Source organism: Skermanella pratensis, assembly GCF_008843145.1.
Lineage (GTDB): Bacteria > Pseudomonadota > Alphaproteobacteria > Azospirillales > Azospirillaceae > Skermanella > Skermanella pratensis.
This window is the reverse complement of record NZ_CP030265.1, coordinates 1816930-1835623: the sequence shown is the minus strand read 5'-3', so window position 1 is coordinate 1835623 and position 18694 is coordinate 1816930. Positions and strand designations below refer to the sequence as shown.

Annotated in this window: 17 protein-coding genes; 7 read left to right on the top strand and 10 right to left on the bottom strand. The window is 69.4% G+C overall.

Features of this window, described 5'->3' with window-relative positions; all coding sequences use genetic code 11:
- The first annotated feature begins 17 nt into the window (after window positions 1-17).
- Window positions 18-431, top strand: a complete 414-nt coding sequence (gene folB / locus DPR14_RS08270; protein ID WP_158044717.1) for a dihydroneopterin aldolase — start codon at window positions 18-20, stop codon at window positions 429-431.
- Window positions 432-507: 76 nt separating this feature from the next.
- Here the strand turns inward: folB and DPR14_RS08265 are convergent, their stop codons facing one another.
- The 3 genes from DPR14_RS08265 to DPR14_RS08255 form a co-directional block, all read right to left on the bottom strand.
- A complete protein-coding gene (locus DPR14_RS08265; RefSeq protein WP_246149026.1) occupies window positions 508-807 on the bottom strand; it encodes a HigA family addiction module antitoxin in 300 nt (99 codons plus the stop codon).
- Window positions 808-1107: 300 nt separating this feature from the next.
- A complete protein-coding gene (locus tag DPR14_RS08260; protein WP_158044716.1) occupies window positions 1108-2454 on the bottom strand; it encodes a sigma-54-dependent transcriptional regulator in 1347 nt (448 codons plus the stop codon).
- Between the two features lie 72 nt (window positions 2455-2526).
- Window positions 2527-3909, bottom strand: coding sequence for a dicarboxylate/amino acid:cation symporter (locus tag DPR14_RS08255; protein WP_158044715.1), 1383 nt, complete (start codon window positions 3907-3909; stop codon window positions 2527-2529).
- A gap of 424 nt (window positions 3910-4333) precedes the next feature.
- Between DPR14_RS08255 and DPR14_RS08250 the strand changes: the two genes are divergently transcribed.
- From DPR14_RS08250 to DPR14_RS08225, 6 genes are all read left to right on the top strand, one after another.
- Window positions 4334-6484 (top strand): TonB-dependent hemoglobin/transferrin/lactoferrin family receptor, encoded by a 2151-nt coding sequence (locus DPR14_RS08250; protein WP_158044714.1) that lies wholly within the window; start codon window positions 4334-4336, stop codon window positions 6482-6484.
- Window positions 6485-6487: 3 nt separating this feature from the next.
- Complete coding sequence (locus tag DPR14_RS08245) at window positions 6488-7588, top strand: hemin-degrading factor (protein ID WP_158044713.1); 1101 nt, start codon at window positions 6488-6490, stop codon at window positions 7586-7588.
- Window positions 7585-8463 (top strand): heme/hemin ABC transporter substrate-binding protein, encoded by an 879-nt coding sequence (locus DPR14_RS08240; protein WP_158044712.1) that lies wholly within the window; start codon window positions 7585-7587, stop codon window positions 8461-8463. The genes DPR14_RS08245 and DPR14_RS08240 overlap by 4 nt, the downstream gene beginning before the upstream one ends.
- Window positions 8460-9509, top strand: a complete 1050-nt coding sequence (locus DPR14_RS08235; protein ID WP_158044711.1) for a FecCD family ABC transporter permease — start codon at window positions 8460-8462, stop codon at window positions 9507-9509. The genes DPR14_RS08240 and DPR14_RS08235 overlap by 4 nt, the downstream gene beginning before the upstream one ends.
- Entirely contained in the window at window positions 9506-10288 is a 783-nt protein-coding gene (locus DPR14_RS08230; protein WP_158044710.1) for a heme ABC transporter ATP-binding protein, read from the top strand. Before DPR14_RS08235 ends, DPR14_RS08230 begins: the two co-directional genes overlap by 4 nt.
- A 133-nt stretch (window positions 10289-10421) precedes the next feature.
- Window positions 10422-11486, top strand: coding sequence for a zinc-binding metallopeptidase family protein (locus DPR14_RS08225; protein WP_158044709.1), 1065 nt, complete (start codon window positions 10422-10424; stop codon window positions 11484-11486).
- A gap of 105 nt (window positions 11487-11591) precedes the next feature.
- Here the strand turns inward: DPR14_RS08225 and scpB are convergent, their stop codons facing one another.
- From scpB to DPR14_RS08190, 7 genes are read right to left on the bottom strand one after another with little or no spacing between them, the layout of a single operon-like run.
- A complete protein-coding gene (gene scpB / locus DPR14_RS08220) occupies window positions 11592-12155 on the bottom strand; it encodes an SMC-Scp complex subunit ScpB (protein WP_192499353.1) in 564 nt (187 codons plus the stop codon).
- The gene (locus DPR14_RS08215) at window positions 12152-12913 is read right to left on the bottom strand and encodes a segregation and condensation protein A (RefSeq protein WP_158044707.1); all 762 of its coding nucleotides are present in this window, start codon (window positions 12911-12913) and stop codon (window positions 12152-12154) included. Before DPR14_RS08215 ends, scpB begins: the two co-directional genes overlap by 4 nt.
- A gap of 6 nt (window positions 12914-12919) precedes the next feature.
- Window positions 12920-13606 carry a site-2 protease family protein gene (locus DPR14_RS08210; RefSeq protein WP_158044706.1) on the bottom strand — a complete coding sequence of 229 codons (687 nt, stop codon included), beginning with the start codon at window positions 13604-13606 and terminating at the stop codon, window positions 12920-12922.
- Window positions 13606-14679 (bottom strand): beta-N-acetylhexosaminidase, encoded by a 1074-nt coding sequence (gene nagZ, locus DPR14_RS08205; protein ID WP_158044705.1) that lies wholly within the window; start codon window positions 14677-14679, stop codon window positions 13606-13608. The genes DPR14_RS08210 and nagZ overlap by 1 nt, the downstream gene beginning before the upstream one ends.
- Entirely contained in the window at window positions 14666-15682 is a 1017-nt protein-coding gene (locus tag DPR14_RS08200) for an SPOR domain-containing protein (protein WP_246149024.1), read from the bottom strand. The genes nagZ and DPR14_RS08200 overlap by 14 nt, the downstream gene beginning before the upstream one ends.
- Complete coding sequence (gene argS, locus DPR14_RS08195; RefSeq protein WP_158044704.1) at window positions 15679-17436, bottom strand: arginine--tRNA ligase; 1758 nt, start codon at window positions 17434-17436, stop codon at window positions 15679-15681. The genes DPR14_RS08200 and argS overlap by 4 nt, the downstream gene beginning before the upstream one ends.
- Window positions 17436-18647: a deoxyguanosinetriphosphate triphosphohydrolase gene (locus DPR14_RS08190; protein ID WP_158044703.1), complete on the bottom strand. Its 1212-nt coding sequence runs from the start codon at window positions 18645-18647 to the stop codon at window positions 17436-17438. Before DPR14_RS08190 ends, argS begins: the two co-directional genes overlap by 1 nt.
- Between the last annotated feature and the right edge of the window lie 47 nt (window positions 18648-18694).

The following is an 18694-nucleotide window of genomic DNA, read 5'->3' as shown; positions in this document are numbered from 1 at the left end:
TGGTAAATCAGCGCGCCATGAACAAGCTTTTCGCACAAGTCGTTGCCCCGGTGTCGCGCCCCTCCGCCGAGCGCGCGCTCACCCGTGTCTTCATCCGTGACCTCGTGCTCGACGCGATGATCGGCGCGTACGAGCACGAACGGGACAAGCCCCAGCGGATCCGCGTCAACCTCGACCTCCAGGTGGAGCTGCGGCCCGGCCCGTCGCGCGACCACCTGCCCGACGTGGTGTCCTACGACACCATGGTCGCGACGGTGAAGGAGATCGTCGCCGCGGGCCACGTCAACCTGTGCGAGACGCTGGCCGAGCGGATCGCCGAGCGCCTGCTGATCGACCGCCGGGTGCGCGTCGCGACCGTGCGGGTCGAGAAGCTGGACGTCTTCGCGGAGGCCGCCAGCATCGGCGTCGAGATCGAGCGCCGGCAGGTCTGATAAGCGGGATCGCGTCCCCGGCGGATGCCGGGGACGCGGGTTCGGTCGACGGCGCGCCGCACTCCTCGAAGTTGCTTCAGTAGCCTTGAGCGGCCTCCGGCATGACGACCCGTTGCACCATGATCTCGTTCTCCTTCCGCATGGCCTGAGCCATGTCGTAGTCGAGCTGAAGGCCCGCCCACACTTCAGGCCGACTGCCGAACGCCTTGGACAGGCGAATGGCCATTTCGGGAGAAATTCCCGCTCGCCCGTTCACAAGATCGGAAGGCGTCTTCCGGCTGACACCAAGGATCTCCGCGCCTTTGGTCACCGTCAGTCCCAACGGCTCAAGACAGTCGTGCTTGATGGTCAGACCCGGATGCGGGAGGTTCTTCATCAGCAGGCCGCAGTCCCTTCTTGTAGTCACCTCTTCGAAGCAGAGGCGCGGATCAGTATACCGCAAACTTCTTAGTCTTGGGCCGTAGGTCGGCCTTCGCCCGTCAGGGCGAACGCCGACACCCTGCATCAACGCTCCGGCCACGCTGTCGGCGTCGGCCTTCGGCCGAGGCCGACCTACGATAAATCAATCAAAACTACTGTGCCGGGCCACTAGAGCGAAGCGGCAGCCGACACCAATGCGCCGGCCTTGTCGGCTGCCGCTTCGCTCTAGCCGACCTACGTCTGTACAGACAACGCCTCACCGGAACGTCTCGATCGGCAGGTTCAGGCGCTTCAGACGGTCATAGAGCGTCTTGCGCGGCAGCTTCAGGCTGTCGCTGACGGCGCCGATGTTGCCCTGGTGGCGGGCCATGGCTTCCGAGATGACGGCCCGCTCGAAGCCGTCCACCTGCTCGGCAAAGGACGGCGGCTCGACCGAGCCGGCGTCGCCCACCAGGTCGAGCGGGCTGCCGTGGACTCCCAGCACGAAGCGGTCGGCCACGTTGCGCAATTCCCGCACGTTGCCGGGCCAGGCGTAGGCCATCAGCTGCTGGCGCTGGGCGCCGGACAGCACGGGCGCCTCGCGCCGGTACCGGGCGGCGGCCTGGAGCACGAAATGCTCGAACAGCAGCGGTACGTCCTCGCGGCGCTCGCGGAGCGGCGGCAGGGTCACCGAGATCACGTTCAGCCGGTAATAGAGGTCGCTGCGGAAGCACCGCTGCCGGCTCAGCTCCGACAGGTCCTCCTTGGTGGCGGCGACGATGCGGATGTCGATCGGGATCTCCCGGTTGGAGCCGAGCCGTTCGATGACACGCTCCTGCAAGGCCCGCAACAGCTTGACCTGAAGCGCCAGCGGCATGGACTCGATCTCGTCGAGCAGCAGCGTGCCGCCGTCGGCATGTTCCAGCCGGCCGATGCGCTGGCGGCTGGCGCCGGTGAAGGCGCCGGACTCGTGGCCGAAGATCTCGCTCTCGAACATGGTCTCCGGCATGGCGCCGCAATTGATCGCGACGAAGTTCGCGTCGCGGCGGCGGGAGAACTGGTGCAGGCAGCGGGCGACCAGCTCCTTGCCGGTACCGGTCTCGCCCAGGATCAGAACGTCGGCCGCGGCGTCCGCGACCTGGAGGATCACCCGCCGGACCTCCTGGATGGCCGGCGACTGGCCGAGCAGGATGGATTCGATCCCCTCGCGGTCGGACAGCTTGCGGCGCAGCGTCCCGACCTCCAGCGTCAGGGCGCGTCGTTCCAGGGCGCGCTGGACCGAATTGACCAGGCGGTCGGTCGGGAACGGCTTTTCAATGAAGTCGTAAGCGCCGACCCGCATGGCGTCCACGGCCATGGCGATGTCGCCGTGGCCGGTGATCAGAACCACCGGCAGCTTGGGGTCGACCCTCACGGCGTGGTCGAGCAGGGCCAGGCCGCTCATGCCGGGGAGGCGCACGTCGGTGACGATGACGCCGGGGAAGTCGGGGTGGATCATGTCGCGGACCGGCTCGGCGACGCCGAAGCCCTTGGCCTCGATGCCGGCGAGCTGGAACGTCTGGATGCCGGCCGCGCGGACCGCGTTGTCGTCCTCGACCAGCAGCACGGTCAGGGTGTCCTGCATGGCTCGCTCCTTTGGCGCCGGTCTGGCGCCGCCGGACTCTGCTTCAGCAGGACCTCCTCGGCAAGGTGAAGATCAATAAGCCCGGGCACCGGTGCCGTGCCCGATGCCTGCCGTCTCCTCCTCCGTCACCAGGACGGATTCGGGATTGTCGGCCTCCTCGTCGGTCTCGTTGTTCAGGTGACGGTTCATGCGATCCACATCCAAGGCTCCCTCCCAGCGGGCGACCACCACGGTGGCGACGCCGTTGCCGATCAGGTTGGTCAGGGCCCGGGCCTCGGACATGAAGCGGTCGACGCCGAGGATCAGTGCGATGCTGGCGACCGGGATGGTCCCGACCGAGGCCAGCGTCGCCGCCAGCACGATGAAGCCGCTGCCGGTGACGCCGGCAGCCCCCTTGGACGTCAGCAGCAGCACGGCGATGATGCCGATCTCCTGGCTGAGAGACAGGTCGGTGCCGGTCGCCTGGGCCAGGAAGATCGCCGCCATGGTCAGGTAGATGCAGGTGCCGTCCAGGTTGAACGAATAGCCGGTCGGTATCACGAGGCCGACCACCGACTTCTCGCAGCCCAGCAGCTCCATCTTGGCGATCATGCGCGGCAGGACCGATTCCGACGAGGAGGTGCCGAGGACGATCAGCAGCTCCTCCTTGATGTACTTGATGAACTTGACGATGCTGAAGCCGGCCAGACGCGCCACCGTGCCCAGCACCAGGAAGATGAACAGCAGGCAGGTGGCGTAGAAGGCCAGCATCAGCTGGCCCAGCGACAGCAGCGAGCCGACGCCGTACTTCCCGATGGTGAAGGCCATGGCGCCGAAGGCGCCGATCGGGGCCACCTTCATCACGATGCCGACGATCTTGAAGAAGACGTGGGCCGACTGGTCGATGATGCCCAGCAGCGGCTTGCCCTTCTCGCCCAGCGCGAACAGCGCGAAGCCGAACAGCAGCGCGAAGAACAGCACCTGGAGGATCTCGCCCTCGGCGAAGGCGCCGACCACCGTGCTCGGCACGATGTGCATGATGTACTCGATGGTGCCCTGCTCGGCCGCCTTCGAGGTGTAGGCCGCGATTGCCTTGGTGTCGAGCGAGTTGACGTCGACGTTCATGCCGGCGCCGGGCTGCCACAGGTTGACGACGACCAGGCCGATGATCAGCGCCAGGGTGGTCATGACCTCGAAATAGATCAGCGCCTTCACGCCGACCCGGCCGACCTTCTTCATGTCCTCCATGCTGGCGATGCCGTGGACGACGGTGCAGAAGATGATCGGGGCGATCAGCATCTTGATCAGCTTGATGAACAGGTCGCCCAGCCACTTCAGGCTGGCGCCGAACTCGGGATAGAAATACCCGACCAGCACGCCGATGACGATGGCGCACAACACCTGGAAATAAAGGTGGTGGTAGATCTTCTTGTGTGGGACAGGCGCGGTCACAGCCGCGCTTCCGGTGGCCTGCATGGTGCTTCTCCCTTGACTGAACCGCTTTTGCCGTCCCTTCCCACCTGGGGAGCCGGGCATTCTTCGTGTCGAGCGGCAGCACAACCGGAGGGTTCTTCAGCAGGTTCTGTGCCAAGAAGCGGGCATTCCGGAAGCTCCGGCTAAGTCTCTGATATTGAACAATCCGCGCTGCGGCCGGCCGGCGGTCGCGCAACCGGTTTTCCGGATTTCGGCACGGCGCCGCCCCGGACTGGCTGGGATCCCGGAAGCCGCCGATGCCATTTAGCCCGAATTGCCGCTTCTTAATGCGAACGATTATCATTATCAGTAGGAGACACCCCACCCCGCCGACTCCAGCCCGGAGACTTTCCAATTGCGACTGATTCCTACTTTCATTAGCATCGGAGCGACGGGTCATGGTGCCCGCCTCAGCCGCACGGTCCTGATGTCGACCAGCATCGTCGCTCTCGGCGCCATGGGCGCCCTTGCCCAGGAAGCCGCCCCGGACCCCGGGACGGCGGCGGAACCGCCCGCCTCCGTGCTGCGCCTCGCGCCGGTCACCGTGACCGCGACCCGCGGCGAGCGGCCGGTGGACGAAGTGCCGGGCACGGTCTCCGTCATCACCGCCGGGGAGATCGACCGGCGGCTGGTCTCCAACCCGCGCGACCTGCTGCGCCACGAGCCGGGCGTGTCGATCGGCAACGATCCGTCGCGCTCGGGCCTGACCAACTACACGATCCGCGGCATCGGCGGGAACCGGGTGCTGGTCCAGATGGACGGCGCGCGGCTGCCGGACTTCCCCGCGACCAGCCCGACCTTCAACCGGGACTACGTGGACCTGGACACGGTCAAGCGGGTGGAGATCGTGCGCGGCCCGGCCTCGTCGCTCTACGGCAGCGACGCGATCGGCGGCGTGGTCGCCTACATCACCAAGGACCCGGCGGACTATTTGGCGGAATTCGGCCGTGACGTCTTCGTCAGCGCCAAGACCGCCTACGACGGCGCCGACAGGAGCCTCGCCACCACGGCGACGCTGGCCGGCCGCGCCGGCAGCCTGGAGGGCAGTCTGGTCGCGACCCGGCGCGACGGCCGGGAGGTCGAGACCAACGGCCGGGCGGAGGCGAACCCCCAGGACTATTTCTCCAACAACCTGCTGGGCAAGCTGGTCTGGAACGCCGGCGACCACGACACGCTGAAGCTGACCGGCGAGCTGCGGAAGGCCGTGACATGGACGGACATCCGGTCGGAACGCTCGGCATCGGTGCTCGACAGCCTGGGCCGCGACACCACCGACCGCTACCGGCTGAGCCTGGACCACGCGCACGACGCGCCGGTCGGATTCATCGACGAGATCGACTGGCAGCTCTCCTGGCAGCGGGTCGGCCGCAGCGAGGACAGCACCCAGCGCCGCCTGACCGCGGGGCAGCCGCGGCTGCGCATCACCGACCAGGAGTTCGAGCAGGACATCTGGGGCCTGGACGTCCAGTTGCTCAGCCGGGCCGAAATCGCGGGGATGGCCAACACCTTCACCTACGGCATCGACATCGACTATTCCGACACGTCCCGCCCGCGCGAGCGGACCGAGACCAACCTGGTCACCGGCGCCGTCACCCGCTTCATCGGCGGCGAGCTGTTCCCCAACAAGACCTTCCCCGACAGCACGACGCTGCTGGCCGGCGCCTATGTCCAGGACGAGATCAGGATCGGCCGGATGTCCGTGATCCCCGGCATCCGGGTGGACCATTACCGGCTCGACCCCGACCCGGACCAGGCCTACCGCAACCTCAATCCCGGCGCGCTCCAGGTCGGCACGGTGACCGAGACGGCGGTATCGCCGAAGCTGGGCGTGACCTACGACTTGGACGACCGCTTCACCCTGTTCGGCCAGTATGCGCGGGGATTCCGCAGCCCACCCTACGACGACGCCAACATCGGCTTCACCAACGCGGCGTTCGGCTACGCGGTGCTGCCAAACACCGACCTGGAGCCGGAGACCAGCGACGGCTTCGAGGCCGGCCTGCGCGGCGACCTGGGCAACGCCGCCTTCAGCGTCAGCGGCTTCTACAACCGCTACCGCGACTTCATCGAACAGATCGTCGTCGGGACCAGCGGCGGGCTCCAGCTCTTCCAGGCGCAGAACCTGGAGCGGGTCAGGATCTGGGGCGCCGAGGCGCGCGGCGACTGGGCGGTGGGCGCCGGCTTCACCCTGCTGGGCAGCCTGGGCTACGCCCGCGGCGAGGACGAGGAGACCGGCCGCCCGGTCGACAGCGTCGATCCGCTGAAGCTGGTGGGCGGCATCCGCTACGACGATCCGGCGGATGCCTGGGGCGTCGAGCTGGCGACCACCTACACGGCGCGCAAGTCGCGGGTCGGCGACGAGGAGTTCTTCAAGCCTCCCTCCTCCACGGTGGTCGACCTGATGGCCTACTGGGACGTGACGCCGAACTTCACGCTCAACGCCGGCCTCTTCAACCTGACCGACGAGCGCTACTGGAATCCCCAGAACGTCACAGGACAGAGCCGGACCTCCACAAGCATCGAACGCTATGCCCAACCCGGCCGCACCATCGCGGTCAATGCCATCGTGAAATGGTGAGCCATGAGTCCCGACATCCTATCCGACCTCAAGGCCCTGCCCGGCCTGCCGCTGCCCGCCAACGACCTGCTGTGGGACTGCTGGCAGGTGCTGCGCAAGGACAAGCCCGGCATCCGCGCCCGCGACGCGGCACATGAGCTGGAGGTGCCGGAGGCGGCGCTGATCGCCAGCGGCTGTGGGCACATCAGCCTTCGGCTCCGTCCCGGCGGGTGGGGCGATTTCCTGGAAGGAGTCGGGACGCTCGGCCCGGTCATGGCGCTGACCCGCAACGAGCATGCGGTGATCGAGAAGACGGGGACCTACCGCAACATCGACTGCGGGCCGGCCATGGGGCTGGTGCTGGACGCGGACATAGACCTGCGCCTGTTCTTCAACCACTGGCGCCACCTGTTCATGGTCCGGGAGGACAGCCACGGCAACGCGCGCCTCAGCCTCCAGGTGTTCGACGGCACCGGGACCGCGGTCCACAAGATCTACCTGACCGAGAACAGCGACCGCGAGGCCTTCGACCAGCTGGTGGCCGCCCGGCGGACCGACGACCAGACCACCGCGTTCGACGCCGAGCCGCCCGCGAGTCCCGCCGCCCCGACCGAGGACGAGCGGATCGACCTTGCGGGCTTCCATGCCGGCTGGGACGCGCTGGAGGACACCCACGAGTTCTTCGGCCTGCTGCGCCGGTTCGGGCTGGGACGGGTCCAGGCGCTGCGGCTGGCGGGACCGGACCGCGCCCGCCCGGTCGCGGCGTCGGCGCTCTCGGCCGTGCTGGACTCGGCGGCCGGGAGCGGTCTGCCGATCATGGTGTTCGTGGGCAACCGGGGCTGCATCGAGATCCATACCGGGCCGGTCCACCGGATCAAGACCATGGGGCCGTGGATGAACGTGCTCGATCCCGGCTTCAACCTGCATCTCCGGGAAGACCGCATCGCCACGGCCTGGGTGGTGCGGAAGCCCACGGCCGACGGCATCGTCACCTCGCTTGAGCTGTTCGACGCCGCCGGCGGTACCATCGCCTTCGTGTTCGGCCGGCGCAAGCCGTCGGAACCCGAGTTGGACGGCTGGCGCGCGTTGACCGCCGGGCTCATGGCACCGGAGGCGGCGCCATGAGGACATGGCTGCCGGTCCTGTTCTCCCTGGTGCTGGTGTCGATCGCCGCCGCCGCCGAACCGCCCGGACGGATCGTCTCGGTCGGCGGCGCCATCACCGAGATCGTCAACGAACTGGGCCTGGGCGACCGTCTCGTCGCCGTAGACAGCACCAGCCAGCACCCGCCCGCCATGCGGGCGCTGCCCCAGGTCGGGTACATGAGGGCGTTGTCGGCCGAGGGCGTCGCGGCGCTCCGCCCCGACCTGGTGCTGTTGAGCGACAATGCCGGCCCGCCCCCGGTGATCGCCCAGATCCGAAGCCTCGGCATTCCCACGCGGATGGTCCCCGACCGGCCGACCGTGGCGGGCGTAGCGGAGAAGGTCCGCGCGGTCGGATCGTTCCTGGACCGGCAGGGGGAGGCGGAAGCCATGGCCCGTGACATCGTCGAGGGGGTGGAGGCGGTCCGCGCCGTCGTCGCCGACATCCCCGATCGCCCGCGCGTCCTGTTCCTGATGGGGCTGGGCCGGGGTGCCCCGACGGCGGCCGGGCAGAACACCGCCGCCGACGCCATGATCCGGCTGGCGGGAGGGGTGAACGCCATGGAAGGGTACGAGGGCTACAAGCCCGCGTCGGGCGAAGCGATCCTGGCGGCGGCGCCCGACGTGCTGCTGCTCCCCTCCGACGCGCTGGAGGCCGCCGGCGGGCGCGACGCGATCCTGGCGATGCCCCAGTTCGCCGGGACCCCGGCGGCCCGCCACGGCCGCCTGGTCGCCATGGACACGCTCTACCTGCTGGGCTTCGGCCCCCGCCTGCCCCACGCCGCCGCCGATCTCGCCCGGGCGCTGCACCCCGACCGGGCCGACGCCTTCCCGAAGCCGCCGGCGGACCGGTCGTGACCAGCCTGCCGGTGCGCGGCGATGCGGCGGGGCTCCGCCAGCCGGGCGTGCTGGCGCTGCTGGCGGCGCTGGCCTGCTGCGCCGTGGTCGCGAGCCTCTCCATCGGCGCCTCCGCCCTCCCGCCCGGGACGGTCGTCGCGGCGCTGACCGGGGGCGACGTCGCGTCCCGGGACGCCGCGATCGTGCTCCAGCTCAGGCTGCCGCGCACGCTGCTGGGGTTCGGCGTCGGGGCGGCGCTGGCGGTCAGCGGCGCCATGATGCAGGGTTTGTTCCGCAACCCCCTGGCCGATCCGGCGCTGATCGGGATCTCCAGCGGGGCAGCCCTGGCGGCGGTCGCGGTGATCGTGCTGGGCGTCCCGGCCGCGGTCGCCGGGCTGGTGGGGCCCTTCGCCCTGCCGGTCGCGGCCTTCGCGGGAAGCCTCGTCACCATACTGGCGGTCCAGCGGGTCGCGCGCGGCGACGGCAGGACCGACGTCGCGACGCTGCTTCTGGCCGGCATCGCGATCAACGCCATCGCCTCGGCCGGGACCGGTTACCTGGTCTTCGGCAGCGACGACCGGCAGATGCGCGACGTCACCTTCTGGACCATGGGATCGCTGGGCGGGGCCGCCTGGCCGGTGGTGCTCGCCCTGGCGCCGTTCGCGCTGGGCGCCGTCCTGGCCGCGGGCCGCTGGGCCGGCGTGCTGGACGCGCTGCTGCTGGGCGAGCGGGAGGCGGCGCTGATGGGCTTCCGGGTCGAACCGGCCAAGACCGGGATCGTGATCGTCTGCGCCGCCGCGGTCGGCGCGAGCGTGGCGGTCGCCGGGGTGATCGGCTTCGTCGGACTGGTCGTGCCGCATCTGGTCCGGCTGGTCGCCGGGGCCGGGCACCGGCTGCTGCTGCCGGCGTCGGCCCTGCTCGGCGGGACCCTCGTGCTGTTCGCCGACATCGTCGCGCGCACCGCCGTGGCGCCGGCCGAACTGCCGATCGGCTTGGTCACGGCGCTGATCGGCGGCCCGTTCTTCCTGTGGCTGCTGATCCGCCGGCGGCGGGAGAACCTGTCATGATCCGCGCGACCGAGGCGACGCTCAGGCGCCGCGGCCGGGCGCTGGTGGACCGGGTCTCGCTGGACCTGCGACCCGGAACGCTGACGGCGGTGCTCGGGCCGAACGGGGCCGGCAAGTCGTCGCTGGTCCGGCTGCTGTCGGGCGAGGCCGCGCCCGACGCCGGCACCGTCACGCTCGACGGCTTTCCCCTGGCGAAGTGGGAGCCGGAGCTGCTGGCGCGCCGCCGCGCCGTGCTGTCCCAGTCGGTCACCCTGTCCTTCCCGCTCAGCGCGGGCGAGGTGGCGACGCTGGGCCGGGCGCCGCACAGGACCCGCGCGACGCGGGCCGAGACCGTGAGGATTGTCGAGCGGGCATTGCGGGCGGCCGACGCGCTGCACCTCGCCGGGCGCTCCTACCCGTCCCTGTCCGGCGGCGAACAGCAGCGGGTCCAGTTCGCCCGCGTGCTCGCCCAGCTGGACGACCCTGCCGACCCCTCCGCCCGCTACCTGATCCTGGACGAGCCGACCTCCAGCCTGGACATCCGGCACCAGGCGCAGCTGCTCGGGCTGGCGCGGGGGCTGGCGCATCAGGGCTGGGCGGTGCTGGCGGTGCTGCACGACCCCAACCTCGCCGCCGTCCACGCCGACAGGATCGTCCTGATGCGCGACGGCCGCGTGCTGACGGCCGGCGACCCCTGGAGCGTGATGACTCCGGAATACCTGACCGCCGCCTTCGACCATCCCGTGCTGGTGTCTCGGCGGACCGACCTGGACCGGCCGCTGATCGTTCCCGCCGTCTAAATCTTTATTGCGCAGTATTGTCCACCGACCGGCCATCCCTTCCAAGCATGGCTGCCATTTCTTGGAACACTGCGCCTCCCAGAGCGTTGCTGGGCGACTGAAGGCGGGCATCTTCCGGCAAGGCGAAAGTGACATGAAGCTGTTTGAATGCGAGAATTGCGGCCAGCCGCTCTATTTCGAGAACACCGCGTGCGAGAGCTGCGGCCATCGGCTGGGCTATGTTCCGGAAGTCAACAAGGTCACCGCGCTGGAGCCGGAAGGCGAGTCCTGGCGCGCCCTCGGCGCGCCCGGCACCCTGTACAAGTTCTGCCTGAACGCCGGGGTGGACGCCTGCAATTGGCTCCTCCCCGCCGATTCCGCTGAGCCGCATTGCGCCGCCTGCCGCCACAACCGGACCATCCCGGACCTCTCCGACGCGGAGAACATGGCGCGCTGGCGGAAGCTGGAGATGGCCAAGCACCACCTGTTCTACACGATGCTGAAGCTGAAGCTGCCGCTGAAGAACCGGACCGACGATCCCGAAGGCGGGCTGGCGTTCGACTTCATGTCCGACCAGATGGACGCCAACGGCAACGTGACCACGGTGCTGACCGGCCACGACAACGGCCTGATCACCATCAACGTCGCCGAAGCCGACGACGCCGAGCGCGAGAAGCGCCGCACACAGATGCAGGAGCCCTACCGGACCCTGCTCGGCCATTTCCGCCACGAGGTCGGCCATTACTTCTGGGACAAGCTGGTCCGCGACGCGGGCGAGGAAAGCCTCGCCAGGTTCCGCGAGATGTTCGGCGACGAGCGGGCGGACTACGGGCAGGCGCTCCAGACCCACTACAACACCGGAGCCCCGGCCGACTGGCAGGAAAACTTCGTCAGCACCTACGCGACGGCCCATCCGTGGGAAGACTTCGCCGAGACCTGGGCGCATTACCTGCACATCGTCGACACGCTGGAGACGGCGCGCTCCTTCGGCATGAAGATCCGCCCCCGGATCCGCCTGGGCCACGCGCTTCAGGCCGAAGTGGACTTCGATCCGCACAAGGCAAAGGACATCGACGACCTGATCGACAACTGGCTGCCCCTGACCTACGCGGTCAACGCGCTCAACCGCAGCATGGGCCAGCCGGACCTCTACCCGTTCATCCTGTCCCCGGCGGTGATCGCGAAGCTCGGCTACATGCACGACCTGACGCACTCATAAGGAGACGATCCCTCGTAGGTCGGCCTTGCCCGAAGGGCCAACGCCGACGGCATACGAAAACGTTGGAGCCTGTTGTCGGCATTCGCCCTTCGGGCGAAGGCCGACCTACTCCTCCTCCCGCGTCGCCAGCACCGGCCGGGAGTCCAGCAACCCCGAGGCCTTCAGGTCCTCCAGGTTAGGCAGGTCGCGCAGGCTCTCCAGGCCGAAATGGTCGAGGAAGCCGTCGGTGGTGATCCAGGTCAGCGGCCGTCCCGGCGTCTCGCGGCGCTTGCCGGGGCGGATCCAGCCCGCCTCCATCAGGATGTCGAGCGTGCCCTTGCTGGTGGCGACGCCGCGGATGCTCTCGATTTCGGCGCGGGTCACCGGCTGGTGGTAGGCGATGATCGCCAGCGTCTCGACGGTGGCCCGGGACAGCTTCCGCTGCACCTCGGCATCGACCCGCAGCTTCTCCGCCAGATCCGGCGCCGTCCGGAAAGACCAGCGCTCGCCGGTGCAGACCAGGTTGATGCCGCGCTCGGCATAGGTCGCCGCCAATTCCCCCAGCAGCGCGTCCAGGTCGGTTCCCGGCCCGAGCCGGGCCGCCAGGCTGCGGGCGTCCAGCGGTTCGGCCGAGGCGAACAGCAGGGCCTCCAGCAGTCGGAGCTGCGGGTTCATGGCATACGGGCTCATGACGGCGACCGCACGCGGCGCAGGTATATGGGCGAGAACACGCCGTCCTGCCGAAGCTCCAGCTTGCCGGCCTTGGTCAGCTCCAGGCTGGCGACGAAATGGGCGGCCAGGGCCGACCGGCTCAGCAGCGTGTCGCCGCCCGCTCCCGGCACGAAGTTGGCGAGGTCCGTCCAGTCCGGAAGCCGGCCCAGCATCTCCGACAGATGCTTCAGCGCGTCCTCCAGCGAGTAAAGCTCGGTCGGCTGGATGCGCCAGGTGCCGAACTCCTCGCGCCGCTTGTGCTCGGTATAGGCCCGGAGCAGGTCGTAGAGCGACAGGTCGAAGATCGACCGGGTGACGATGCGGATGCCCTCCGGCGCGCCGCGGGCGAACACGTCCCGCCCCAGCCGGGGCCGGTCGAGCAGCTTGGCGCCGGCCTCCTGCATCGCCTCCAGCCGCTGGAGCTGGAACGCCAGGGCCTGGGCGAGGTCCTCGCCGCTCGGCTCCTCCTCGTCCTGCTCGGGCAGCAGCAGCCGGGACTTCAGGTAAGCCAGCCACGCCGCCATGACCAGATAGTCGGCCGCCAGCTCCAGCCGGATGCGCCGCGCCTCGGCGACGAACTCCAGGTACTGGTCGGCGAGCTGGAGGATGGAGATCCGGGTCAGGTCCACCTTCTGGTCGCGGGCCAGCGTCAGCAGCACGTCGATCGGCCCCTCGTACCCGTCGAGGTCGAGGACGAGCTGGCCCTCCGGCGCCTCCAGGATCGCTTGGTCGGCCATGGGGCGTCAGCCGTGCCCGGTCACGAAGCCGAGCAGCCGGATCACGTACTCGACCGGCGGCCCCAGCAGCCAGGGCAGAACGCTGAGGTTATAGCCGAGCTGCGTCCCGATCAGCGGCATGATGAACAGCACGCCGATCAGGATGAACAGCCCATAGGGCTCCAGCCGGGCGATCGGCATCGCCAGCTGGCGCGGCAGCAGCCCGACCGCGACCCGGCCGCCGTCCAGCGGGGGCAGCGGGATCATGTTGAATACCGCCAGGATCACGTTGATCTGGACCGCGATCACCAGGCTCTGCTGCACCCACAGCAGGGCCTCGTCCGGCAGCAGCCCGACCCAGCGGAGCGCCCAGGCCGAGAAGAAGGCCAGGACGATATTGATCGCCGGCCCGGCCAGCGCCACCAGCACCATGCCGTAGCGCGGGTGGCGCAGCCGCATGAAGTTCACCGGAACCGGCTTGGCCCAGCCGAACAGGAACGAGGTGGTGAAATACATGATCGCGGGCAGCACCACCGTGCCGAACGGATCGACGTGGCGGAGCGGGTTGAAGGTGACCCGCCCCAGGCTCTTCGCCGTGTCGTCACCCAGCTTCCAAGCGACATAGCCGTGGGCGGCCTCGTGGAAGGTGATCGCCACGATGACCGGGATCACCCAGACCGACGCGTCGAACAGGAACTGCCCGATATCCGGCATCAGGCCACCAGGTCCGCGCCGGGATCCAGGGCATCGCCCTCCAGCAAGGCGTCCAGCCGCTCGCGCATGGCGTCCACGTCGCCCCGTCCCGGCGGCTTCAGGAAGGTCAGCGCCCGCTCCCACCGGACCGCCGCGGCGTCGGTCAGCGGCGGCACCACGCCCAGCAGGTCGCGCATCTCCTCCAGCTTGCCGTTGCAGTGGAGCACCACGTCGCAGCCGGCCTCCAGCACGGCGGCCGCGCGCTCGGCGACGGTGCCGGCCAGGGCCTCCATCGACAGGTCGTCGCAGAACAGCAGCCCGTCGAAGCCGATCTGCTCGCGGATCACCGAGTTGATCACGATGCGCGACGTGCTCGCGGGGTGGACCGGGTCAAGCTCCCGGTAGACCACGTGGGCGACCATGCCCAGCGGCATGTCCGACACCACCTCGAACGGCAGGAAGTCGCTGCGCGCCAGCTCCGCCCGGCCCGCCTCGACCAGCGGCTGCTCCAGGTGGCTGTCGCACAGCGCCCGGCCGTGGCCCGGCAGATGCTTGATCACCGGCAGCACGCCGCCATCCAACAGTCCGGTGCAGGATATCCGGGCGAGGCTCGCGACCAGTTCCGGATCGTCCGAGAAGGCCCGGTCGCCGATCACGTCGTGCGATCCGTCCACCGGCACGTCGCACACCGGCGCGCAATCCACCGTGATGCCGACGTCGTGAAGCATCGCGGCCAGCAGCCGGGCGTTCAGCCACGCGGCCTCGGCCCCCGCCTCCGGGTCGCCGACCGCCAGGTCGCCGATCCGGCGGGCGGCCGGGTGCGCCGCCCATTCCGGCGGGCGCATGCGTGCGACCCGGCCGCCCTCCTGGTCGATCAGAACCGGCGCGTCGGCCCGGCCGACCGAGGCGCGCAGCTGCGCGACCAGGGCGCGGACCTGGTCGCGGGACTGGCAGTTGCGGCGGAACAGGATGAAGCCGAAGGGATCGGCGAGGCGGAAGAACTCCCGCTCCTCCTCGCTCAGGCCCGGGCCGGCACAGCCATAGACGACGGCGGCGGGACGCTTCCCGGAGAGAACGGAGTTACTGGCGGACAATTATGCACCCGACGCTCTGGGCCTTCAGGGAGGAGCAGATGGACGAGGCGCGGGCCTCGTCCACCGGCCCGGCCTGCACCCGGTAAAAAATCCCCTTGGCGCCCAGGTCGGCCCGGACATAGCTGACGCCGAGCCCGCCAAGCACCTCGGGGTAGCGGCGCTGAAGCCGCTGGAATTCGGCCCGCGCGCCCTCCTCGGACTTGACGGAGGCGATCTGGAGACGGAAGCCGCCCCCTCCCGAGGATGCCGCGGGTGCCGGCGGCGCCGGCGGCGGCAGGGCCGCCGTCTGCGGGGCAGGCTGCGGCGGCGCGAGCGGCACCGGACGCGCCGCCGCAGCCGGCGCCGGCGGGGGTGCCGGAGCGGCGGCCACGGGCGGCGGGACTTCCTCCGCCGGCCCCTCGTCCTCGACCAGGCCCGGCTGCTCCGACGCCGCCATGTCCTGGGACAGCGGCACCGGCGCGCCGGTCGCGGCCGGCGGAAGCTGCGGAGTCGGCTCCGGCACCGCCTGCGGCGGTTCGGGGCGCGGCAGCGGCGATTCCGGCGGGGGCAGCAGCCGTTCGACCGCCGCGGTCTCCGTACTGCCGGTCTCGGCCTTCAGCCGGTCGTAGATCAGCTTGTCCTGGTGCGGCACGGCCATGCCGCCGGGCTGGTCCGGGCGCAGCTTGACCGGCGAGCCGTCGGCCTTGATCAGCGGCATGCCGCCATCCGTGGCCCCGTCCTGGCCGCCGGTATAGGTCAGCCAGACGATGGCGAAGAACAGCACCAGCCCCACGCCGGCCAGGACCGGGGCGAGCAGCCGGCGCCGGCCGCGCGCCGGCCGCGCGTCGGGGTTGGGCCGGTAGGAGCCGCGCTGGTAGACGCGCGGCTCCACCCGCAGGTCGCGGGGCATGTACCGGGCATCCTCGGCATCGGGACCGTCGCCGGCGGCATACTCGTCCCGGCCATCGCCCTCCGGGCCGTATCCTTCCCGGCCATGGGGGTCTCTGCGATCGTACTGGCTCATCCGCGCAGTTCCTCGACAGGCTCCACTCCCATCACATCCAGACCGGATGCGATCACGATCGACACCGCCTTGATCAGCGCCAGCCGGGCGGTGGTCAGCTCAGGGTCTTCATCGAGCAGGAAACGCATGGTCGTGTCGTCCTTGCCCTTGTTCCACAGCCCATGGAAGGCCGCCGCGAGGTCGTACAGGTAGAAAGCGATGCGGTGGGCCTCGTGGGCCTGAGCGGCGGACTCGACGATGCGCGGCCAATTGGCCATCAGCTTGACCAGGGCCAGCTCCTCCGGCGCCTCCAGCCGGGACAGCACGGCGGTCGCGGCCAGGTCATCGGGACTCAGGCTCCGCTCCGGATCGGCGTCCCTGGCGTGGCGCAGCACCGAGCAGCACCGGGCATGGGCGTATTGGACGTAGAAGACCGGGTTGTCCTTGGACTGCTCGGTCACCTTGGCGAAATCGAACTCCAGCGTCTGGTCGTTGCGCCGGGTCAGCATGATGAAGCGGACCACGTCGCGGCCGACCTGGTCGATCACGTCGCGCAGGGTCACGAAGGTGCCCGCGCGCTTCGACATCTTGACCGGCTCGCCGTTCTTCAGGAGGTGGACCAGCTGGCAGATCTTGGCGTCCAGGGAGCCCTGCCCGCCGGTCACCGCCGTTGTCGCCGCCTGCATCCGCTTGACGTAGCCGCCGTGGTCGGCGCCCAGCACGTCGATCAGGGCAGGGCTGCCCCGGCGGAACTTGTCCAGGTGATAGGCGATGTCGTTGGCGAAATAGGTCCAGCTCCCGTCCGACTTCTTCAGCGGGCGGTCCACGTCGTCGCCGAACCGGGTGGCGCGGAACAGCGTCTGCGGCCGCGGCTCCCAGTCCTCGGGCTTCTTGCCCTTGGGCGGGTCCAGGACGCCGGTATAGATCAGCCCCTGGTCGACCAGCGACTGGTAGGCATCCTCCACGGCGCCGCTGGCGATCAGGTTCCGCTCGGACGAGAAGACCTGGCGGCGCACGCCGAGCGCGTCCAGGTCGTCCTTGATCCCGGCCAGGATCCGCTCGATCGCGAAGTCTCGCACGGCGGGCAGCCACTCCGATTCGGGAGCGTCGAGCCATTTCGGCCCGTCCCGCTCGGCCAGTTCGGCGCCGACGTCCTTCAGGTATTCGCCCGGATACATGCCGGCCGGGATCTCGACCGTCTCGCCCAGCGCCTCCCGGTAGCGCAGATAGGCCGAGCGGCCCAGCACCTCGACCTGCGCGCCGGCGTCGTTGATGTAGTACTCGCGGGTGACGGTATAGCCCGCCTTCTCCAGCAGGGAGGCGAGCGCGTCGCCGACCACGGCGCCGCGCGCGTGGGCGGCATGCAGCGGGCCGGTCGGGTTGGCCGAGACATACTCGACATTGACCGCCGATCCGGCGCCCACGCTGCTGTTGCCGTAGGTGACGCCCGCCACCAGGATGTCGCCGATGCGCTGCCGCCAGGTGTCGTCGGACAGGCGCAGGTTCACGAAACCGGGACCCGCGATCTCGACCGAGACGACGTCGGCCAGCCCCTTCAGGCGCTCCACCAGCATGTCGGCGATCTCGCGCGGCTTCAATCCTGCCTGCTTGGCGAGCACCAGGGCGGCGTTGGTGGACAGGTCGCCGTGGGACGGATCGCGCGGCGGCTCCACCGTCACCTTGGAAAGATCGAGCCCGCCCGGAAGCTGCCCGCTTGCCGCGAGGTCATCGAGGATGACGCGAAGGTCTTTGGCGAACTCGTTGAACAGATTCATCAGGTCTTGGATTCCATGTCGAACATCCGCTCGTACTCCGCCAGGGCGAAGCGGTCGGTCATGCCTGCAATATAATCGGCCACCAGCCGGGCGCGCGATCTTTCGTCGTTGCCGCCCAGCGCGGCCAGGTCGGCCTGCCACTCCGTCGGCAGGCATTCCGGCTCGGCCATGAACAGCGAGAACAGTTCGGAGACCACGCGCCGCGTCTTGCTGGAGACGCGGTTCACTTTGTAGTGCCGGTACATGCGCTGTTTCAGGAATCCGCGCAAGACCCGATCATGGTCGCGCATCCCGTCGCTGAAGGCGACCATGGCGCAGGGCGCCGAGCGTACCTCGGAGGCGGAGCGCGGCCCGGCCCCGGCGATCCGCCGCCGGGTCTCGGCGATCAGGTCGGTCACCATGTGGTCGATCATGCGCCGGATCGTCTCGTGGATCAGGCGGGTCCTGTCCAATCCTGGATAGCGGTCGTGGAGGCTCCGGATGATGCCGCCCAGAAGCGGCAGCTCCGCGATCTCCTCCAGCGTGAACAGCCCGGCGCGCAGCCCGTCGTCGATGTCGTGATTGTTGTAGGCGATGTCGTCCGCCAGCGCCGCGACCTGCGCCTCCATGCCCGGATTGGTGCCCAGTTCCAGGTCCAGCTCCTGCTGGAACTCGCGGATCGTCGTCGGCAGGGCATGGCCGGGCAGCTCGGGAAGCAGCGGGCCGTTGTGCTTGACCACGCCCTCCAGCGTCTCCCAGGTCAGGTTCAGCCCGTCGAACTCGGCGTAGCGGCGCTCCAGCCGGGTCAGGATGCGGAGCGTCTGGTCGTTGTGGCTGAAGCCGCCATAGGGCTTCATGGCCTCGTTCAGCGCCTCCTCCCCGGCATGGCCGAAGCAGGTGTGGCCGAGATCGTGGGCGAGCGCCACCGCTTCCGCCAGATCCTCGTTCAGGCCCAGGGTGCGGCTGACCGAGCGGGCGATCTGGGCGACCTCCAGGCTGTGGGTCAGGCGGGTCCGGTAATAGTCGCCCTCGTGGTAGACGAAGACCTGCGTCTTGTATTTCAGCTTGCGGAACGCGCCGGAATGGATGATGCGGTCGCGGTCGCGCTGGAACACCGACCGCGTCGGGCTCTCCGGTTCGGGCTTCAGCCGGCCGCGGGTAAGCTCCGGCCGGCACGCATAGGCGGCCGGTCCCGGTTCGGCGTTCCGGAGAAGGGATTGATCAGCGATCATGCCCGGACACTACCGATAGTGGGGTTCATATTTCAATCACCATCGCG